The organism is Parasphingorhabdus sp. (assembly GCF_059726685.1).
Genome location: NZ_AP041068.1, coordinates 837287 through 852157, shown reverse-complemented (window position 1 = coordinate 852157; position 14871 = coordinate 837287). Strand labels below are relative to the sequence as shown.

The 14871-nt window shown below is 54.4% G+C and carries 15 protein-coding genes and 2 tRNA genes; 10 read left to right on the top strand and 7 right to left on the bottom strand.

Features of this window, described 5'->3' with window-relative positions; translation table 11 throughout:
- The first annotated feature begins 92 nt into the window (after positions 1-92).
- Together AC6I9Z_RS04225 and AC6I9Z_RS04220 are read left to right on the top strand one after the other, a co-directional pair.
- Positions 93-851, top strand: a complete 759-nt coding sequence (locus AC6I9Z_RS04225; RefSeq protein ID WP_461458605.1) for a 16S rRNA (uracil(1498)-N(3))-methyltransferase — start codon at positions 93-95, stop codon at positions 849-851.
- 131 nt (positions 852-982) lie between these two features.
- Positions 983-2980 (top strand): proprotein convertase P-domain-containing protein, encoded by a 1998-nt coding sequence (locus tag AC6I9Z_RS04220; protein ID WP_461458607.1) that lies wholly within the window; start codon positions 983-985, stop codon positions 2978-2980.
- A 10-nt stretch (positions 2981-2990) separates the two neighbouring features.
- On the opposite strand, the gene AC6I9Z_RS04215 is transcribed toward AC6I9Z_RS04220, so the two are convergent.
- The 6 genes from AC6I9Z_RS04215 to AC6I9Z_RS04190 all read right to left on the bottom strand — a co-directional run bounded on the left by AC6I9Z_RS04215 (position 2991) and on the right by AC6I9Z_RS04190 (position 7601).
- Entirely contained in the window at positions 2991-3458 is a 468-nt protein-coding gene (locus AC6I9Z_RS04215; RefSeq protein ID WP_461458609.1) for a YaiI/YqxD family protein, read from the bottom strand.
- 8 nt (positions 3459-3466) lie between these two features.
- Complete coding sequence (locus tag AC6I9Z_RS04210; protein WP_461458611.1) at positions 3467-5470, bottom strand: DEAD/DEAH box helicase; 2004 nt, start codon at positions 5468-5470, stop codon at positions 3467-3469.
- A 100-nt stretch (positions 5471-5570) separates the two neighbouring features.
- The gene (locus AC6I9Z_RS04205) at positions 5571-6749 is read right to left on the bottom strand and encodes a BaiN/RdsA family NAD(P)/FAD-dependent oxidoreductase (protein ID WP_461458835.1); all 1179 of its coding nucleotides are present in this window, start codon (positions 6747-6749) and stop codon (positions 5571-5573) included.
- Positions 6746-6994: a GIY-YIG nuclease family protein gene (locus tag AC6I9Z_RS04200; RefSeq protein ID WP_461458613.1), complete on the bottom strand. Its 249-nt coding sequence runs from the start codon at positions 6992-6994 to the stop codon at positions 6746-6748. The genes AC6I9Z_RS04205 and AC6I9Z_RS04200 overlap by 4 nt, the downstream gene beginning before the upstream one ends.
- A gap of 122 nt (positions 6995-7116) precedes the next feature.
- Positions 7117-7192, bottom strand: a tRNA-Ala gene (locus tag AC6I9Z_RS04195).
- 82 nt (positions 7193-7274) lie between these two features.
- Entirely contained in the window at positions 7275-7601 is a 327-nt protein-coding gene (locus AC6I9Z_RS04190; RefSeq protein WP_109356210.1) for a TIGR02300 family protein, read from the bottom strand.
- Positions 7602-7781: 180 nt separating this feature from the next.
- Between AC6I9Z_RS04190 and aroA the strand changes: the two genes are divergently transcribed.
- The 6 genes from aroA (at position 7782) to AC6I9Z_RS04160 (ending at position 12742) form a co-directional block, all read left to right on the top strand.
- Positions 7782-9149, top strand: coding sequence for a 3-phosphoshikimate 1-carboxyvinyltransferase (gene aroA, locus AC6I9Z_RS04185; protein WP_461458616.1), 1368 nt, complete (start codon positions 7782-7784; stop codon positions 9147-9149).
- Positions 9149-9409 carry a CBU_0592 family membrane protein gene (locus AC6I9Z_RS04180; RefSeq protein WP_109355743.1) on the top strand — a complete coding sequence of 87 codons (261 nt, stop codon included), beginning with the start codon at positions 9149-9151 and terminating at the stop codon, positions 9407-9409. The genes aroA and AC6I9Z_RS04180 overlap by 1 nt, the downstream gene beginning before the upstream one ends.
- On the top strand, positions 9406-10050 hold the full coding sequence (locus tag AC6I9Z_RS04175) for a (d)CMP kinase (protein ID WP_109355744.1): 645 nt from the start codon (positions 9406-9408) through the stop codon (positions 10048-10050). Before AC6I9Z_RS04180 ends, AC6I9Z_RS04175 begins: the two co-directional genes overlap by 4 nt.
- 207 nt (positions 10051-10257) lie before the next feature.
- On the top strand, positions 10258-11961 hold the full coding sequence (rpsA, locus tag AC6I9Z_RS04170) for a 30S ribosomal protein S1 (protein ID WP_461458619.1): 1704 nt from the start codon (positions 10258-10260) through the stop codon (positions 11959-11961).
- A gap of 273 nt (positions 11962-12234) precedes the next feature.
- Positions 12235-12516 (top strand): integration host factor subunit beta, encoded by a 282-nt coding sequence (locus AC6I9Z_RS04165; protein WP_109356211.1) that lies wholly within the window; start codon positions 12235-12237, stop codon positions 12514-12516.
- Positions 12517-12655: 139 nt separating this feature from the next.
- Positions 12656-12742, top strand: a tRNA-Leu gene (locus AC6I9Z_RS04160).
- A 44-nt stretch (positions 12743-12786) separates the two neighbouring features.
- Here the strand turns inward: AC6I9Z_RS04160 and AC6I9Z_RS04155 are convergent.
- Positions 12787-13200, bottom strand: a complete 414-nt coding sequence (locus AC6I9Z_RS04155; protein WP_461458621.1) for a hypothetical protein — start codon at positions 13198-13200, stop codon at positions 12787-12789.
- A gap of 346 nt (positions 13201-13546) precedes the next feature.
- On the opposite strand from AC6I9Z_RS04155, the gene AC6I9Z_RS04150 reads away from it, so the two are divergent.
- Both AC6I9Z_RS04150 and AC6I9Z_RS04145 read left to right on the top strand, forming a co-directional pair.
- A complete protein-coding gene (locus AC6I9Z_RS04150) occupies positions 13547-14059 on the top strand; it encodes a hypothetical protein (RefSeq protein ID WP_497811227.1) in 513 nt (170 codons plus the stop codon).
- A gap of 98 nt (positions 14060-14157) precedes the next feature.
- Entirely contained in the window at positions 14158-14856 is a 699-nt protein-coding gene (locus AC6I9Z_RS04145) for a hypothetical protein (RefSeq protein WP_461458625.1), read from the top strand.
- Positions 14857-14871: the final 15 nt, after the last annotated feature.

The window sequence follows — 14871 nt, the reverse complement described above, 5'->3', positions numbered from 1 at the left end:
TGATTCAGGATCTCGCTTAAAACCCAAGTGATATCCAGATGCTGAAATAAATTCAGCATGACGAAGCTCTTGTTATATGTATAGAAAACGATATGCCCGCCACACCCGCCTATCCACCGCGCAGCGCGCCGCGCCTCTACGTTGATACGGAGCTCAGCGAGGGCGCGGAAATCAGACTCGACGGCGGCCACGCGCATTATCTGCTGAAAGTCATGCGCATAAAAGAAGGTCAGCCCGTAGAGCTTTTCGACAATCGCACCGGTGAATATCTGGCGCATGTCACCATGCTCGGCAAACGTGATCTAATATTGCTGATCGATGGCAAAACAAGAGAACGGGAAAATGTGCCGGATCTCTGGTTGCTGGCCGCCCCGATCAAAAAGGACCGCTATAACTGGATTGCCGAAAAGGCCACGGAATTGGGCGTCGCCAAAATGATCCCCGTGCAGACCGAGCGAACGCAGAATGTGCAGATTAAGCCGGATAAGATAAAAGCGCACATGGTCGAAGCTGCCGAACAATGCGAACGCACTGCACTGCCGGTGCTGGACGGATTGATCAAACTGGATGCGTTGCTTCAGGATTGGCCGGCAGACCGGCATCTGTTTTTCGCCGACGAACGCATATATGAAAGCGGAGAAGGCAGCTTCCGCAAGGCACTTGTCGCGCATGACGGCCCCGCTGCCATCCTGATCGGCCCGGAAGGCGGATTTTCCGATGCCGAGAATGAGTTTATCCGCGCCCTGCCCCAATCCGTCCCCGTATCCCTTGGCCCTCGCATATTACGAGCCGATACCGCGGCCGTTGCTGCCATCAGCCTGTGGATGGCGGGACGTGGTGACTGGAATTGAAGTCAAAATATTGAATATGCTTTCTATTCAGTGGCTTAAGACTTATTTGACCAAATGTAAAATCTCGTTAGCAGGGCTTAACCGCGGGATATTTTTACCAAATATTCAGCATGTTCGCATAGACCCACACTATGTATCTGGGAACAGACCTTGGGCCAGAAAGGTTGGACCGCAGCGCATGGGCAATAAATCTATTGCGCCTGTTGCTTTGCCTTGCCGTGTTCATGCTCCTTGCCGGAGCCGCCCGGGCCCAGACGGTCAACACTTTCGTAAACCCGACTAACGGCACGATTAACGGCACAACCACCTGCGCAGCACCGCTGGTCAGAAATTTCTCCGTAGGCACGAGCTTTACCGTTTCGGATGTAGATATCGGCGTTTTTGCGACCCATACGTGGCGCGGTGATATCCGCCTCACCCTCCAATCGCCAGCGGGTACGCGCGTGCAGCTTGTCAACGGCGATACCAACAATATCAACGGTAATAATTTCAACGTTCTGCTGAACGACAGCGGCACCCAAACCGTCAATACAGATGGCAATACGATTGCCCATTCCACCACCGCGCCGCCGCCTTTTGACAATGATTTCATTCCCAATAATCTGCTGTCTGCGTTTAACGGGGAAAATAGCCTTGGTACCTGGCGACTGGAAATTTGTGATCTTTTCCCGGCGCAGGACGACGGCACGTTCCAGCATGCCGAGCTCTATCTGACCGAGCAACCGGCCAGTTTTGCAGACTTGTCGGTGAACAAGACGGTGAGCAACGCGACGCCCGCCAATGCGACCAACATCACCTATACTGTCTCCGTCACCAATGCCGCAGGGTCGACCGACAATGCGACCGGGGTCGTCGTGCAGGATACATTGCCGCTTGGTGTCACTTTTGTGAGCGCATCAGGATTTGGCAGCTATGATAGTGGCACGGGCATTTGGTCGGTTGGCTCTGTTCCAATTGGCCAAACCCGCACGTTGAACATCGTGGCGAACGTCACGGCAACATCGGGAGCCAGCGTAATCAACGCGGCCGAGGTGACCGCATCATCCATCCTGGATTCGGATTCCACTCCCAATAACGGCAGCACCGGGGAAGATGACTATGATGAAGCCACTATCACGGTTTCGGGTACCAGAACTGCAGGTACGCCGCCCAATCTAGCCAGCATATGTCCGATTGCAAACCAGATAGTTTTTGACTGGGACAGCAATGCCTGGGCAGCAGGTTCATTGAACAACAGTTACAGCCTGACAGGAATCGGAACGATCAACTGGGCAGTCAGCTCACCCGGCGTTTTTGTGAATGATGCCGGTTTCGGGGGACAAAGCCCCAGCCTGGCCAATGCCAATAATGGCGGCTTTGCTGGAACGCAGCTTTCGCTGCACCAGTTTCTGGATTTCGCCAACCAGTCGCAGACGGCAACGACAGTCCTGACTCTGCCCACCGCGGTTCCGGGGTTGCAATTCACCGTGTTCGATATCGATTTTGCCGCCAATGACTTTGCCGATAAACTGACGGTCGTCGGCAGCCTGAATGGAACCACCGTCTTGCCGACGCTCACCAACGGAGTCGCCAACTATGTTGTTGGCAATGTCGCGATCGGCGATGCCGGCTCTGGCGGCACGTCGGGAGACGGCAATGTTGTTGTTACCTTCCTTGCTCCGGTAGATACAATCACGATCATCTATGGCAATCATACCACGGCACCAGCCGTTCCCGATGGTCAGGCGATCGCCATTCATGATATTAATTTTTGTGCGCCGCAAACGACACTAAGCGTCACCAAGATCAGCAGCGTTATCAGCGATCCCGTCAACGGTACCACCGACCCGAAGTCCATTCCCGGTGCAACCATCCAATATTGCATATTGATTTCCAACGCCGGCAGCGCCACCGCCACGTCGATCAGCGCCACCGATACCATCCCGGCAAATCTCACCTATACCGCGGCGTCCATGCAAAGCGGGGCCAATTGTGGCTCGGCTTCAACCGCAGAAGATGATGACAATACGGGCGCAGACGAGAATGATCCCTTTGGCGCATCGATCAGCGGATCGGTCCTTACTGCGACAGCCGCAAGCCTGGGACCGGCAGAAGGCTACGCTCTGACTTTTCAGGTCACCGTAGACTGATCACGGCAGATTAGGCAGGACGTTTCAAACGGACCAATATCTGATCCAGAGATGACAAAAATTTCGACCGGTCAGCTTTCGTGAAAGGTGGCGGACCGCCAATATTCTCTGTCCCCATACCGGAACGAAGGTCGGCCATGATCGCCCGCGTCGCAACCGCCGCACCGATGGAGTCTGCGGTAAATGGCTTGCCATTGGGCGCAAGTACTTCCGATCCTGCCTTGATACAGCGATCAGCCAGCAAGATATCAGCGGTGATGACGACCGTCCCCTCAGATGCCCGCTCGGCAATATAATCATCAGCCGCATCAAAAGCATCGCTCACCACCACGCGGCTGACCAGCGGATGCTGCGGTACGCGGAAATGGCTGTTGCTGACAACGATCACCGGTACCTCATGGCGATAAGCGACCTTGTATATCTCGTCCTTTACCGGACAGGCATCTGCATCAACATATATTGGGATTGCGTTGGCCATAAGACGGTTTAGCCGTTTCTGGCCCCACCATCTTTTTTGCCTTCAAAAGGCCGCTTACCGCGATGAGGTTTTTTCTTCTTGCCGCCAAAATCCCCTTTGGGCCCGGATTTGCGGTCGCCTTTGAAATCGGACTTTTTCTTAAAGCCATCACCTTCACCCTTGGCATCGCGGCTGTCCGAAGATTTACGCTTCACATAGGGTTTGCCGCCGTCATCAGATTTGCCGCCATATTTCTTTTTGCCACCAAAATCGCGGCTTTCTGATTTCCCGCCACCTGATTTACGATCACCGAATTTCTTCGCACCGAATTTCTTACCACCGAACTTTTTCTTGGCGTTGCTGTAGTCGCGGCCGCCACCGGCATTGTCACGGCGCCCGCCCTTGCGATTGCGCTTGGCCGCTTCGCGCGGGGTCCCTTCAAATTGCGTGATCGTGATATCATCCGTGTCATCACCGTTGGAGCGTTTCTCTGCAATCGCCTTGGTAAACTTGTCCACGACGCGGCGCGGTATCTCGAAAAGCGTATCATCACCATTGATCCGGATCGCGCCGATTTCGTTCTTGGTAATGTGGCCACGACGGCACAATACCGGCAATATCCAGCGGGCATCGGCACGTTGATTGTGACCGACATCCATCTTGAACCAGACCGTATCCTCAAATCCGGGACGCGGACCACCGGGCGCGGGCTTGGACTGCGCACCACGGTCGAGCATCTGTTCTGGCGCCGGCATTTTTGCACGATGGGACTGGACCAGCATGGCCGCGATTTCTTCAGGCGTTTTTTCTGCCATCAGGCGCTTCGCCAGTTCCTGATCATCCTCGTCCACTTCAACGGGCTGGAGCAGTTTCTCCATCAACCGTTCAGCATCATTCTTGCGAATTTCCGCGCGCGTCGGCGCGTCTTTCCATTCTGCATTGATCTTGGCACCGCGCAGCATCGATTCAATCCGCTTGCGCCGCTGATAGGGCACCACCAATACCGCTGTTCCCTTCTTGCCTGCCCGGCCCGTCCGTCCGGAGCGGTGCTGCAACGTCTCTGCGTCACGGGGAATCTCCACATGGATCACCAGGCTAAGCGTCGGCAAGTCAAGGCCGCGTGCAGCAACATCGGTTGCCACACATACCCGCGCACGTTTGTCCCGCAGGGCTTGCATCGCCTGATTGCGCTCGCTTTGTGTATGCTCGCCGGAAAGCGCCACGGCGCTAAATCCGCGATCTACCAGGCTGGCGTGCAGGCGGCGGACACTTTCCCGGGTGGCGCAAAACAGCATGGCTGATTCCGCCTCGTAAAAACGCAGCAGGTTCACCACCGCATTTTCGGTATCGGCCGGCGCAACGGTAATCGCCTGATAGGCAATATCACCATGGCCGCGATCTTCGCCGACTGTAGAGATGCGCAGCGCATCCTGTTGGTACCTTTTTGCCAGCGCGACAATCGGTTTCGGCATGGTTGCAGAAAATAGCAAAGTCCGGCGGTCTTCGCTGGTCGCGTCGAGAATTTCTTCCAGATCTTCGCGAAAGCCCATGTCGAGCATTTCATCCGCCTCGTCGAGCACAGCCGCGCGCAACTTGCTGAGGTCAAGCGCACCGCGTTCGAGATGGTCGCGCAGACGGCCTGGCGTTCCGACAATCACGTGGGCACCGCGGCGCAATGTCCGTCGTTCCTTGGAAGCATCCATCCCGCCAACACAGGTCGCAATCTGCACACCGGCTGGCTCATAGAGCCATTTGAGTTCCCGGCTGACCTGCAAGGCCAGCTCGCGCGTCGGTGCGATCACGAGAGCCAGCGGCTCCACCAGAAAGGGGAACCGGCCATTATCGTCCAGAAGCTGCGGTGCCATGGCCAGACCAAAGGCAACCGTTTTCCCCGAACCGGTCTGGGCAGACACAATAAGGTCGCGGCCTTCGGTTTCCGGTTCCAGCACAGCGGCCTGTACTGCTGTAGGTTTGGCATATTCGCGGTTTGCAAGCGCTTCAGCGAGAAGCGGAGATACTGAGGAAAAAGGCATGTTCAAATGTCCGTGGCAAAGATTGAAAGCCGCGCGGAAATGCCAATCGCCTGCGGTCGGTGATAATATATCGTTTGTTTAGAGGCTTTGTGCTGCAGGATCATATTGCCTCACCGGCAGCATGGCCACTGGCCCAAGCCCATTGAAAATTATAGCCACCAAGCCAGCCGGTGACATCTACGGCCTCGCCAATAGCATAGAGTCCCGGCATTTGCCTAGCTTCCATATTTTTCGAGGATAGATCTGCCGTGCTGATGCCCCCGGCGGTGACTTCCGCCTTGGCATAGCCCTCGGTGCCATTGGGCATGAAGCGCCAGTTCGACAATCGCCGAGACGCTTCTTCCAATTTGCGATCAGCAAGATTGCCCAGGTCGCCTGACAGTGCGATCCGCTCCAAAAGGGTTTCGGAGAGGCGGGCCGGCAAATGTGCGTTTACGGCTCTGCTTAGAGCAAGACGGGGCGCTTCCCGCTTCAATTTCGTCAACCAGTCAGGCTTTAGGTCAGGCAGAAAGTCAACGCCAACCGGATCGCCGTGCCGCCAATAGGATGAAATTTGCAATATCGCTGGACCGGATAGTCCTTTGTGCGTGAACAACGCGGCTTCGCGAAAAGCGGTTTTGCCGCAACTTGCAACAATGGGCGCCGAGACACCGGATAGCGAACGGAACAGGGTTTCTTCGCCGCCAAGGGTGAGCGGAACGAGCGCGGGGCGGGGTTCAACGACTTTCAGGCCGAACTGTCGCGCAATGTCATAAGCGAAGCTGGTCGCCCCCATTTTCGGGATCGAAGGCCCGCCGGTTGCAATGACCAGCGCAGGCGCGGTCGCCGCTTCACTGCCATAGTCGACCTGATAGGTGCCATCGCTGTGGCGGATGTCCGATACTGATTGTCCCAGTGACAAAGTCACCCTGTCATCAGGACATTCGTCCATCAGCATCGCTACGATCTGCTTTGCTGAACCGTCACAAAATAATTGTCCCAGAGTTTTCTCATGCCACGCGATGTTATAGCCGTTTACCAAGGCGATGAAATCTTGCGCAGTATAACGGCTAAGGGCCGACTTGGCGAAATGCCTGTTGGTCGAAAGATAACGGTCAGGTGCGGTATGAATATTGGTAAAATTGCAACGCCCACCGCCGGAAATCAGGATCTTCTTACCCGGCTGATCTGCATGATCAATCAGCAGCACCTTGCGACCCCGTTGGCCAGCAACAGCCGCGCACATCAATCCAGCGCCGCCGGCACCAAGGATGATCGCGTCATAGGGGGTTGGGGTCAGGATTTCAAAAACCTCTTCTTTGCAAATGCCCGGCCGGAACCTGATTTCAGATATTTTTCAAAAGCCAGTGCAGTGTCGGCGTCATGGAAATAGTGGTACGAGATAATCCGCCAAGGCCGATATTTCGCGGTATGCTTCGATTTACCAGCATTATGTTCAGCAAGGCGCGCCTCAACATCCTTGGTCAAGCCGGTATAAAACTGGTCAGGAAAACGATTGCTTTGAAGGAAATAGACATAGTGCACAGGTAAAAGCCCTCCTTCGCCAAGGCTACGGCGGGCAACCTTCGGTGACCAGCGGCAATATATAACATAGAGATGTTGTAAAGGTTGGCCTGCCAACCGAAGCTCGCGCAGCGAGCGAAGGTTGGTGGAGCCTAGCGGGATCGAACCGCTGACCTCTTCGCTGCCAGCGAAGCGCTCTCCCAGCTGAGCTAAGGCCCCTTATGCGGCGCGTTTAATCCAAGCGCGCCGCTTATTGCAAGCCCCAAATGGTGCCTGCACGCATCAAAATCAATTTTCCCGATCAGGTTTCAGCGTTGTCGTCGTCGTCACCCTTGCCTTTGGTGACACCCAGGTCATCATCGCCGCCCAAATCGACTTCATTATCCGGTGAAGGCTCATCATCGTCGATGTTGATGTCCAGATCATCATCGGCCACTTCGTCTTCTTTTTTGGCGTCTTTCTTCGGCGCTTCTTCAAACGGCATGGGCTGTTTGGATTTCAGGCCGGGTTCCGGCGTCCACGTTTCACCACATTCGATGCAATTGACCGGGTCTTCTTTACCCAAATCGTAAAAACGTGTTCCGCATTTCGGGCAAGTTCTCTTCGTGCCCCATTCTGGCTTCACCATGGCTGGTTCCAAATCCTTATTTGTCAGTAATATATTATGACCGCTCGCAAGAATTACGGAATCGATCAATCAATTTGGCCGCGCCTTGCCATAGCTGAGCCGCGCTGTCAAAAGCCGTTTCACATCCTGAAACGAATCATGTGCAGTTCAACCGCATATGACCGCATAAAAAGCCCGTAAATGACCAGCAAACCGACAAATCAGACCATAGTGGAAGCCAAGCCTGCTTCATTCGCTCCCGGTGGCGCTTTGACGGGCCGCACAACGGTGCCTGGCGATAAATCCATTTCCCACCGCTCGCTGATTCTCTCCGCCCTTGCGGTCGGCAAGAGCCAGATTACCGGTCTGCTGGAGGGGGAAGATGTTCTGGCGACCGCCGCCGCATTGCGGGCCATGGGCGCCACCATCGAGAAAAAGGGCGACATCTGGACAGTGCACGGTGTCGGTGTTGGTGGTCTGATGCAGCCAGATACCGCCATCGACCTCGGCAATAGCGGAACCTCCGTGCGCCTGCTGATGGGTCTGGTTGCCTCTCATGATATCAGCGTGACCTTCACCGGTGATGCCAGCCTTTCCAGGCGGCCAATGGGCCGGGTGATTGAGCCGCTGTCCGACATGGGCGCAGAATTTACCGCGCGGATGTCATCTGACGGCAAAGCGTGTCTGCCGCTTGCCGTAAGGGGGCTGTGCCCGGCGGTGCCGATCGAATACCGCCTGCCGGTGGCGTCAGCACAGGTCAAATCGGCGATCCTGCTCGCCGGATTAAATATGCCGGGTGTTACGCGCGTAATCGAACCGGTCCCCACCCGTGATCATAGCGAGACCATGCTGAAAGGATTTGGCGCCGATCTGACGGTAGAAACAGACAAGGAGGGCAGCCGGATCATCTCGTTGACCGGTGAAGCCGAATTGTCACCGCAAAAGATCAAAGTGCCCGGAGATCCATCCTCTGCCGCTTTTCCGGTCGTGGCCGCTTTGCTGGTTCCCGGATCAGATATTGTGGTCGAAAATGTCGGCATCAACCCAACCCGTGCTGGCCTGTTCACCATATTGCAGCAGATGGGCGGCGATATCAGCTTCAAGAAAAAACGTACCGTTGGCGGCGAGCCGGTTGCGGATATTCATGTGAAACACAGCAAGCTGACCGGCATTGACGTGCCGGCAGAGGTCGCGCCCAGCATGATTGATGAATTTCCGGTCCTGTTTATCGCCGCTGCGCTGGCCGAAGGAACAACGACGACCAGCGGCCTGCATGAACTGCGCATCAAGGAATCCGATCGCCTCAGCCAGATGGCAGAAGGCCTGCGCGTCATTGGTGTCGAACCAACGGAAAAAGAAGATGGCCTGACCATTACCGGAAGCGGCGGTGAACCATTGCCTGGCGGCACCAACAAGTCTGCAATCGAGACAGCTCTTGACCACCGGATCGCGATGAGTTTCGCAGTGGCCGGTCTGGTCACCGATGCGGGTCTGACAATAGATGATATCACACCGGCCGAAACGAGCTTTCCCGGCTTTGCCGATCTCATGGAGGCATTGGCATCCTGATGCTCGGTGATTTTTCCGCCAACGTGATCGGTATATTGGGCAGCATATTGATTGTCTCGGCTTATGCTTACAACGTCTATGCCCGCAACGTGAACGCATTCATCTATAACGGCACCAACCTGATCGGCGCGCTTCTGCTCACCCTGTCACTGATGGTGCATTTCAATCTCGCATCCTTACTGCTCGAAATTGTCTGGATCGGTATTGCCTTGGGCGGCCTGTGGAAAGCCTATCAAGGGCGAACGGAGCAGCGGCCATGATCATCGCGGTCGATGGCCCTACGGCCTCAGGAAAAGGCACGATCTCCAAAGAGCTGGCGAAGCATTTTGCCCTGCCCTTTCTCGACACCGGCCTGCTCTATCGCGCGGTCGGTTGGACCCTGCGGGAACAGCGCGGAAATGCCGATAATCCGGATCATGCGCTTAAGGCCTGCATGTTTGATGGCGCATTGCTCAATGAACCGGGCCTGCGCAGCGAAGCCGTCGGTGGTCTCGCCAGCCGTGTCTCGGTCCACCCCGAGGTCCGCCGTGCGCTGGACAAGCGGCAGAAAGATTTTGCCTATCAACCGGCGGGCGCCGTTCTGGATGGCCGCGATATCGGTACCGTGATCGCGCCGGATGCCGATGTGAAGCTGTTCGTCACGGCTTCATCGGAAGCTCGGGCCGTCCGCCGTTTCGAAGAAATGAAGCGCCGCGGCGAGAAGGTGAACTTTGATGATATCCTCGCCGATATCTTGAAACGCGACGAACGGGACCGCAGCCGTGTCACCGCGCCGCTCAAGCCCGCGGAAGATGCGGACTTGCTTGATACGACCGATTTGACTATAGGCGACGCCGTTCAACAGGCAATTGCCTTGGTGGACGCGAAGATAAGCCGCCGGCGCGACAAAGATCCGGCATAGCAAAAAGATAATGTGTCAGACGGAACGGTAAAGCACCGCTCCGGCTATGGCGCAGCTTTTGCTATTTGCGCCTCACTCTTCGTGTTGCCAGTTTATGGCCGTTTTCTGAGGGATATGGCTGTCACATGCGGTGCCAGTCATGTTTTGGTCCAAGACCAGCGGAACCAACCGCTTGGCCCGAAAAAATATCTGTTAAGGAACTCTTATATGGCCTCTACGGCATTTCCCAGTCGCGACGATTTCGCGGCACTTTTAAACGAATCAATTGGCGGTGAAGATCAAGGCTTTGAAGGCCGCGTGGTCAAAGGCACCGTTGTCGGCATCGAAAATGACATGGCTGTCATCGATGTGGGCTTGAAATCAGAAGGCCGTGTGGCGCTGCGCGAATTCGCCGCTCCCGGTCAAAAAGCTGACCTGAATGTTGGCGATGAAGTCGAAGTATATGTCGATCGCATCGAAAATGTGAACGGTGAAGCCATGCTGTCCCGCGATCGCGCACGCCGCGAAGCCAGCTGGGACAAGCTTGAAAAAGAATATGACGAAGGCAACCGCGTTGACGGTATTATCTTCGGACGCGTCAAAGGCGGCTTCACGGTTGATCTTGACGGCGCCGTAGCCTTCCTGCCCGGCAGTCAGGTTGATGTCCGCCCCGTGCGCGACGTAACGCCGCTGATGGACATTTCACAGCCTTTCCAGATCCTGAAGATGGACCGCAAGCGTGGCAACATCGTTGTATCACGCCGCGCGATCCTCGAAGAGACGCGCGCAGAACAGCGCAGCGGACTTATTGAGTCTCTGGCTGAAGGTCAGGTTACCGAAGGCGTTGTGAAAAACATCACCGATTATGGTGCCTTTGTTGACCTGGGCGGCATTGACGGCCTGCTCCACGTCACCGATCTCAGCTACAAGCGGGTCAATCACCCGAACGAGATGATCAACATCGGCGATACGCTGAAAGTCCAGATCATCAAGATCAACAAAGACACGCAGCGTATCTCGCTCGGCATGAAACAGCTTGAAAGCGATCCTTGGGATGCTGCTTCCGAGAAATATGCCGTTGGCACGAAACTGACCGGTTCGGTTACCAACATCACCGAATATGGCGCCTTTGTTGAGCTGGAAGCCGGCATTGAAGGTCTTGTCCACGTTTCCGAAATGAGCTGGACCAAGAAAAACGTACATCCTGGCAAAATCGTCTCCACCTCTCAGGAAGTGGATGTGATCGTTCTGGAAGTCGATACAGAGAAACGCCGCATTTCGCTGGGTCTGAAACAGGCTCAATCCAACCCGTGGACCGACTTTGCCGATACACATCCCGTTGGCAGCACGGTTCAAGGCGAAGTCAAGAACGCCACCGAATTCGGTCTGTTCATTGGCCTTGAAGGCGACGTTGACGGCATGGTTCACATGTCAGACATCGCATGGGGCATTTCCGGCGAAGACGCTTTGAACCTGCATCATAAAGGTGAAGAAGTGAAAGCCATCGTTCTCGACATTGATGTTGAGAAAGAACGTATTTCACTCGGCATGAAGCAGCTTGAAAAAGGTGCACCTGCGGTTGGCGGAACCGACACGGGCGGTCTCAAGAAAGGTTCGGTCACCACCGTTACCGTGCTTGAAGTTCGCGATGGTGGTCTTGAAGTACAGGTTGGCGACGATGGCGTCACCGGCTTCATCAAACGGACCGACCTTGGTCGTGACCGTGATGAGCAGCGTCCTGACCGTTTCCAGGTTGGCCAGAAGGTCGACGCGATGGTTACCGGTTTCGATCGTTCCAAGAAGCCGAATTTCTCAATCAAAGCCCATCAGCTGGCCGAAGAGAAACAGGCAGTCGAACAGTTTGGTTCTACCGACTCCGGTGCCAGCCTTGGCGACATTCTTGGCGAAGCGCTCAAGAAAAAGGACGACTAAGCCAGTCGGGCATTGCCCGAAAGCTATTTGGAAAAAGCCCGTTCTCCGAAAGGAGGCGGGCTTTTTTGTCGGCAGATCCAATTTCCATGCCAAAAAGCAATGCGGCCAACCCGTCCCAGTTCAAGACGTATTACAATGTAAAATCCAAAGCCCATTGAAAACATGTAAATTTTCTGTCAGTATCATCCCATAATCGCGATGCAGAGCAAATGCAGATGCATGACGCGAATAGCTCAAATTCCGTGGTTGCCCCACAAGCGGAAAGGCATGCGCATGATACGTTCTGAATTGCTTGAAAAACTGGCCGAAGAAAATCCCGAGCTGAAACCGGACGAGATTGAGAAGATTGTTGACTTGTTTTTCAATCAGATAAGTCAAAAGCTAGCCGAAGGCGGCCGTGTTGAATTACGAGGCTTTGGTGCCTTCTCAACCCGCCAGCGCAAACCACGCATCGGGCGCAATCCCCGTACTGGCGAATCAGTACAGGTCCCGGCCAAGCGCGTGCCCTATTTTAAACCTGGCAAAGAAATTCGCGAGCGTCTCAATAAGGGATGATCGGAAGGCCGCGCATCGGCCGAAACTGTCAAATATCTGCCAACCAATCGAAAAACTTGAAATTAGCCCATCTCAGGGCTTGACCTGCTGCGCGCAATGATGCTTGTCGCATGCTCCAATCAAAGTTGGAGCTACCGGTGCGGACGTGGCGAAATGGTAGACGCAGCAGACTTAAAATCTGCTATCCGAAATGGGTGTGCGGGTTCGAGTCCCGCCGTCCGCACCAGCTAAATGGCATTATATAATGCCTGATCATCGTATAATCGAAGATCAATTCGCTATCGCAGCTACCTGAAACTCGCGCGCGTCAAAGCCGTTTTCGCCAATTTGCGCTGACAGGGCCCGGGTCTGGATCTTGGGACCCATGGCTCCCGGAATGGTTGCGAAACCGGATCCATCCAGTGTGACGCTTTCGTTACCGAAATTCAGTCTCACGCCGCGCAAACTGTTCGGGCTGTAGCTCACCTGCAGATTATATCCGCCAGGAGCATTACAATATTCGCGGAGTTCACCCAAACGAACCACATTCTCGGCAAAAGCTGCACCAGCTGAACTATACTGAACGCCGCAAGTCACCGGAACAACTGCTTTCAAATGGAAACTCATAGAGTCGGTTGCAATAGCACTGGTTGCTGTCGTGGCCGTAATCACCGCCGCCAAAGTACTTACTAATTTCTTCGCCATGTCTCTGCCTTCAATTCATTTCTGATGGCAGCAATTTGGCAGAAGGCATTGAAAGTATCGTCAACGGCGAAGGTTAATGCACCGTTTACTAATAGAAAGCCGTCATTCGAGGATCGATTCGGCCACCGAGCTCAAAGAAAAACCGAGACATCAAACCAAAAATTCGAATATATCTCTTTATAAACCAGTGACTTATTCAACTTTGGTTAATTTTTCGTTCATTTCTAGACTTCCGTTACAACCGAAGTTATAAAAAATTCGTAAACACGGGTCGCGTCGTGTTACACTTTTGGGGGCAATCGTGTTGAAAAGATACTTTGGAACGCCACAATGTGGCGCGCTTTTGATGGCGGTGTCAGCAATGGGGCTTGGCACGACCGCTGCTTCAGCCGAAACAATAGAAGATGTTGAAGAGCTTGCAATCAATGTGAGCGGCAGGATCATCGAGCATTGCGCTATCGGTGAAATCCGCGACATGGATTTCGGCGATATTACGCGGAAAAATCTGCGTGCCAAAACGCGGGCCCATCTCAGCTGCAATTTACCCTTTGAAATGACGATACGGTCAGCAAATGGCGGCTTGGCCCATGAATCAATGCCAAAGGGCCAGGGCCCATATGCCGGCACCCTTTCTTACACACTTGGTGTCGACATGGCGGTCCGCAGACCGCAACGGGGGCTAGTCTCCCGCAGATTTCAAAGCGCCCAGCTTATGGGCGGTCAAAGTTTTACCAGCGAAGGTGGCATTGCCACTGACGGCATGGCGGTCAGCGTCTCACTGAACCCGCCATCTGCTGACGCTGGCCTTCTTGCCGGAAAATATGGCGAGACAATCGAGATTTCCATTGCTCCAATATAAGGGGCAACGGATCAACAGGCGTGGGTCGTAAATACGCAAAACCGCCGTGGAAGCTTGCTCGGGGAATGAGAGGGCAGCGGCAAAACTAGGAGTTTGTTATGAATAAAGTAAAATTGACCGGACTGATGGCAGCAGCAGCAATGGTTGCTGTGCCTGGCGTTGCTTCTGCTGACGTGATCAACATTAGCCAAGAAGCTGGAGGCGGCTTTTTCCGCGCACCAGCAACCTATGATGTACTTGGCATTTCGCTTGGTGATGAAGAAGACGCAACACCAACAGTTGCTACAGAGTTTACTCTGTCTGGCACGGTGAATCAGGATTGCTCCTTCTATGCAGGCAATGACGACGCCGCGCGGGATATCGACTTTGGCACAATCGGCGTTCGTACAGCGGATGAGAATAACGTCGGCCGTGCATTTGATATGCGCGCTCCAGCGACCGTTTTCATCAACACCAGCACCGCTGGCTGCAATACGGCCAACACGGTGACCATCACGAAGGAAAATGGTCTTGATGGACTCCGCAATGACAATCCAGGCGGTTATGATTCTAACGAATTTACAGCCAATTTGCCATATTTCGTTGCGGCGACATATCGTGGTTCCAACACCACCACAGCTGCGCCAGGCTTCCAACGCGCTTTGATCGTTGGAACGAATGAAGCAGAAGATGATCAAACCAATGGCGCCTGGCGTTCAGCATTCACTATGAATGTTACGATTCCGCGGCCTCAAAGAGCACTTGTTGCTGGTGATTACAGCGATAAGCTGACTGTCACATTGGCTGCAGGTCTCTAAACACTGCAAAAAACA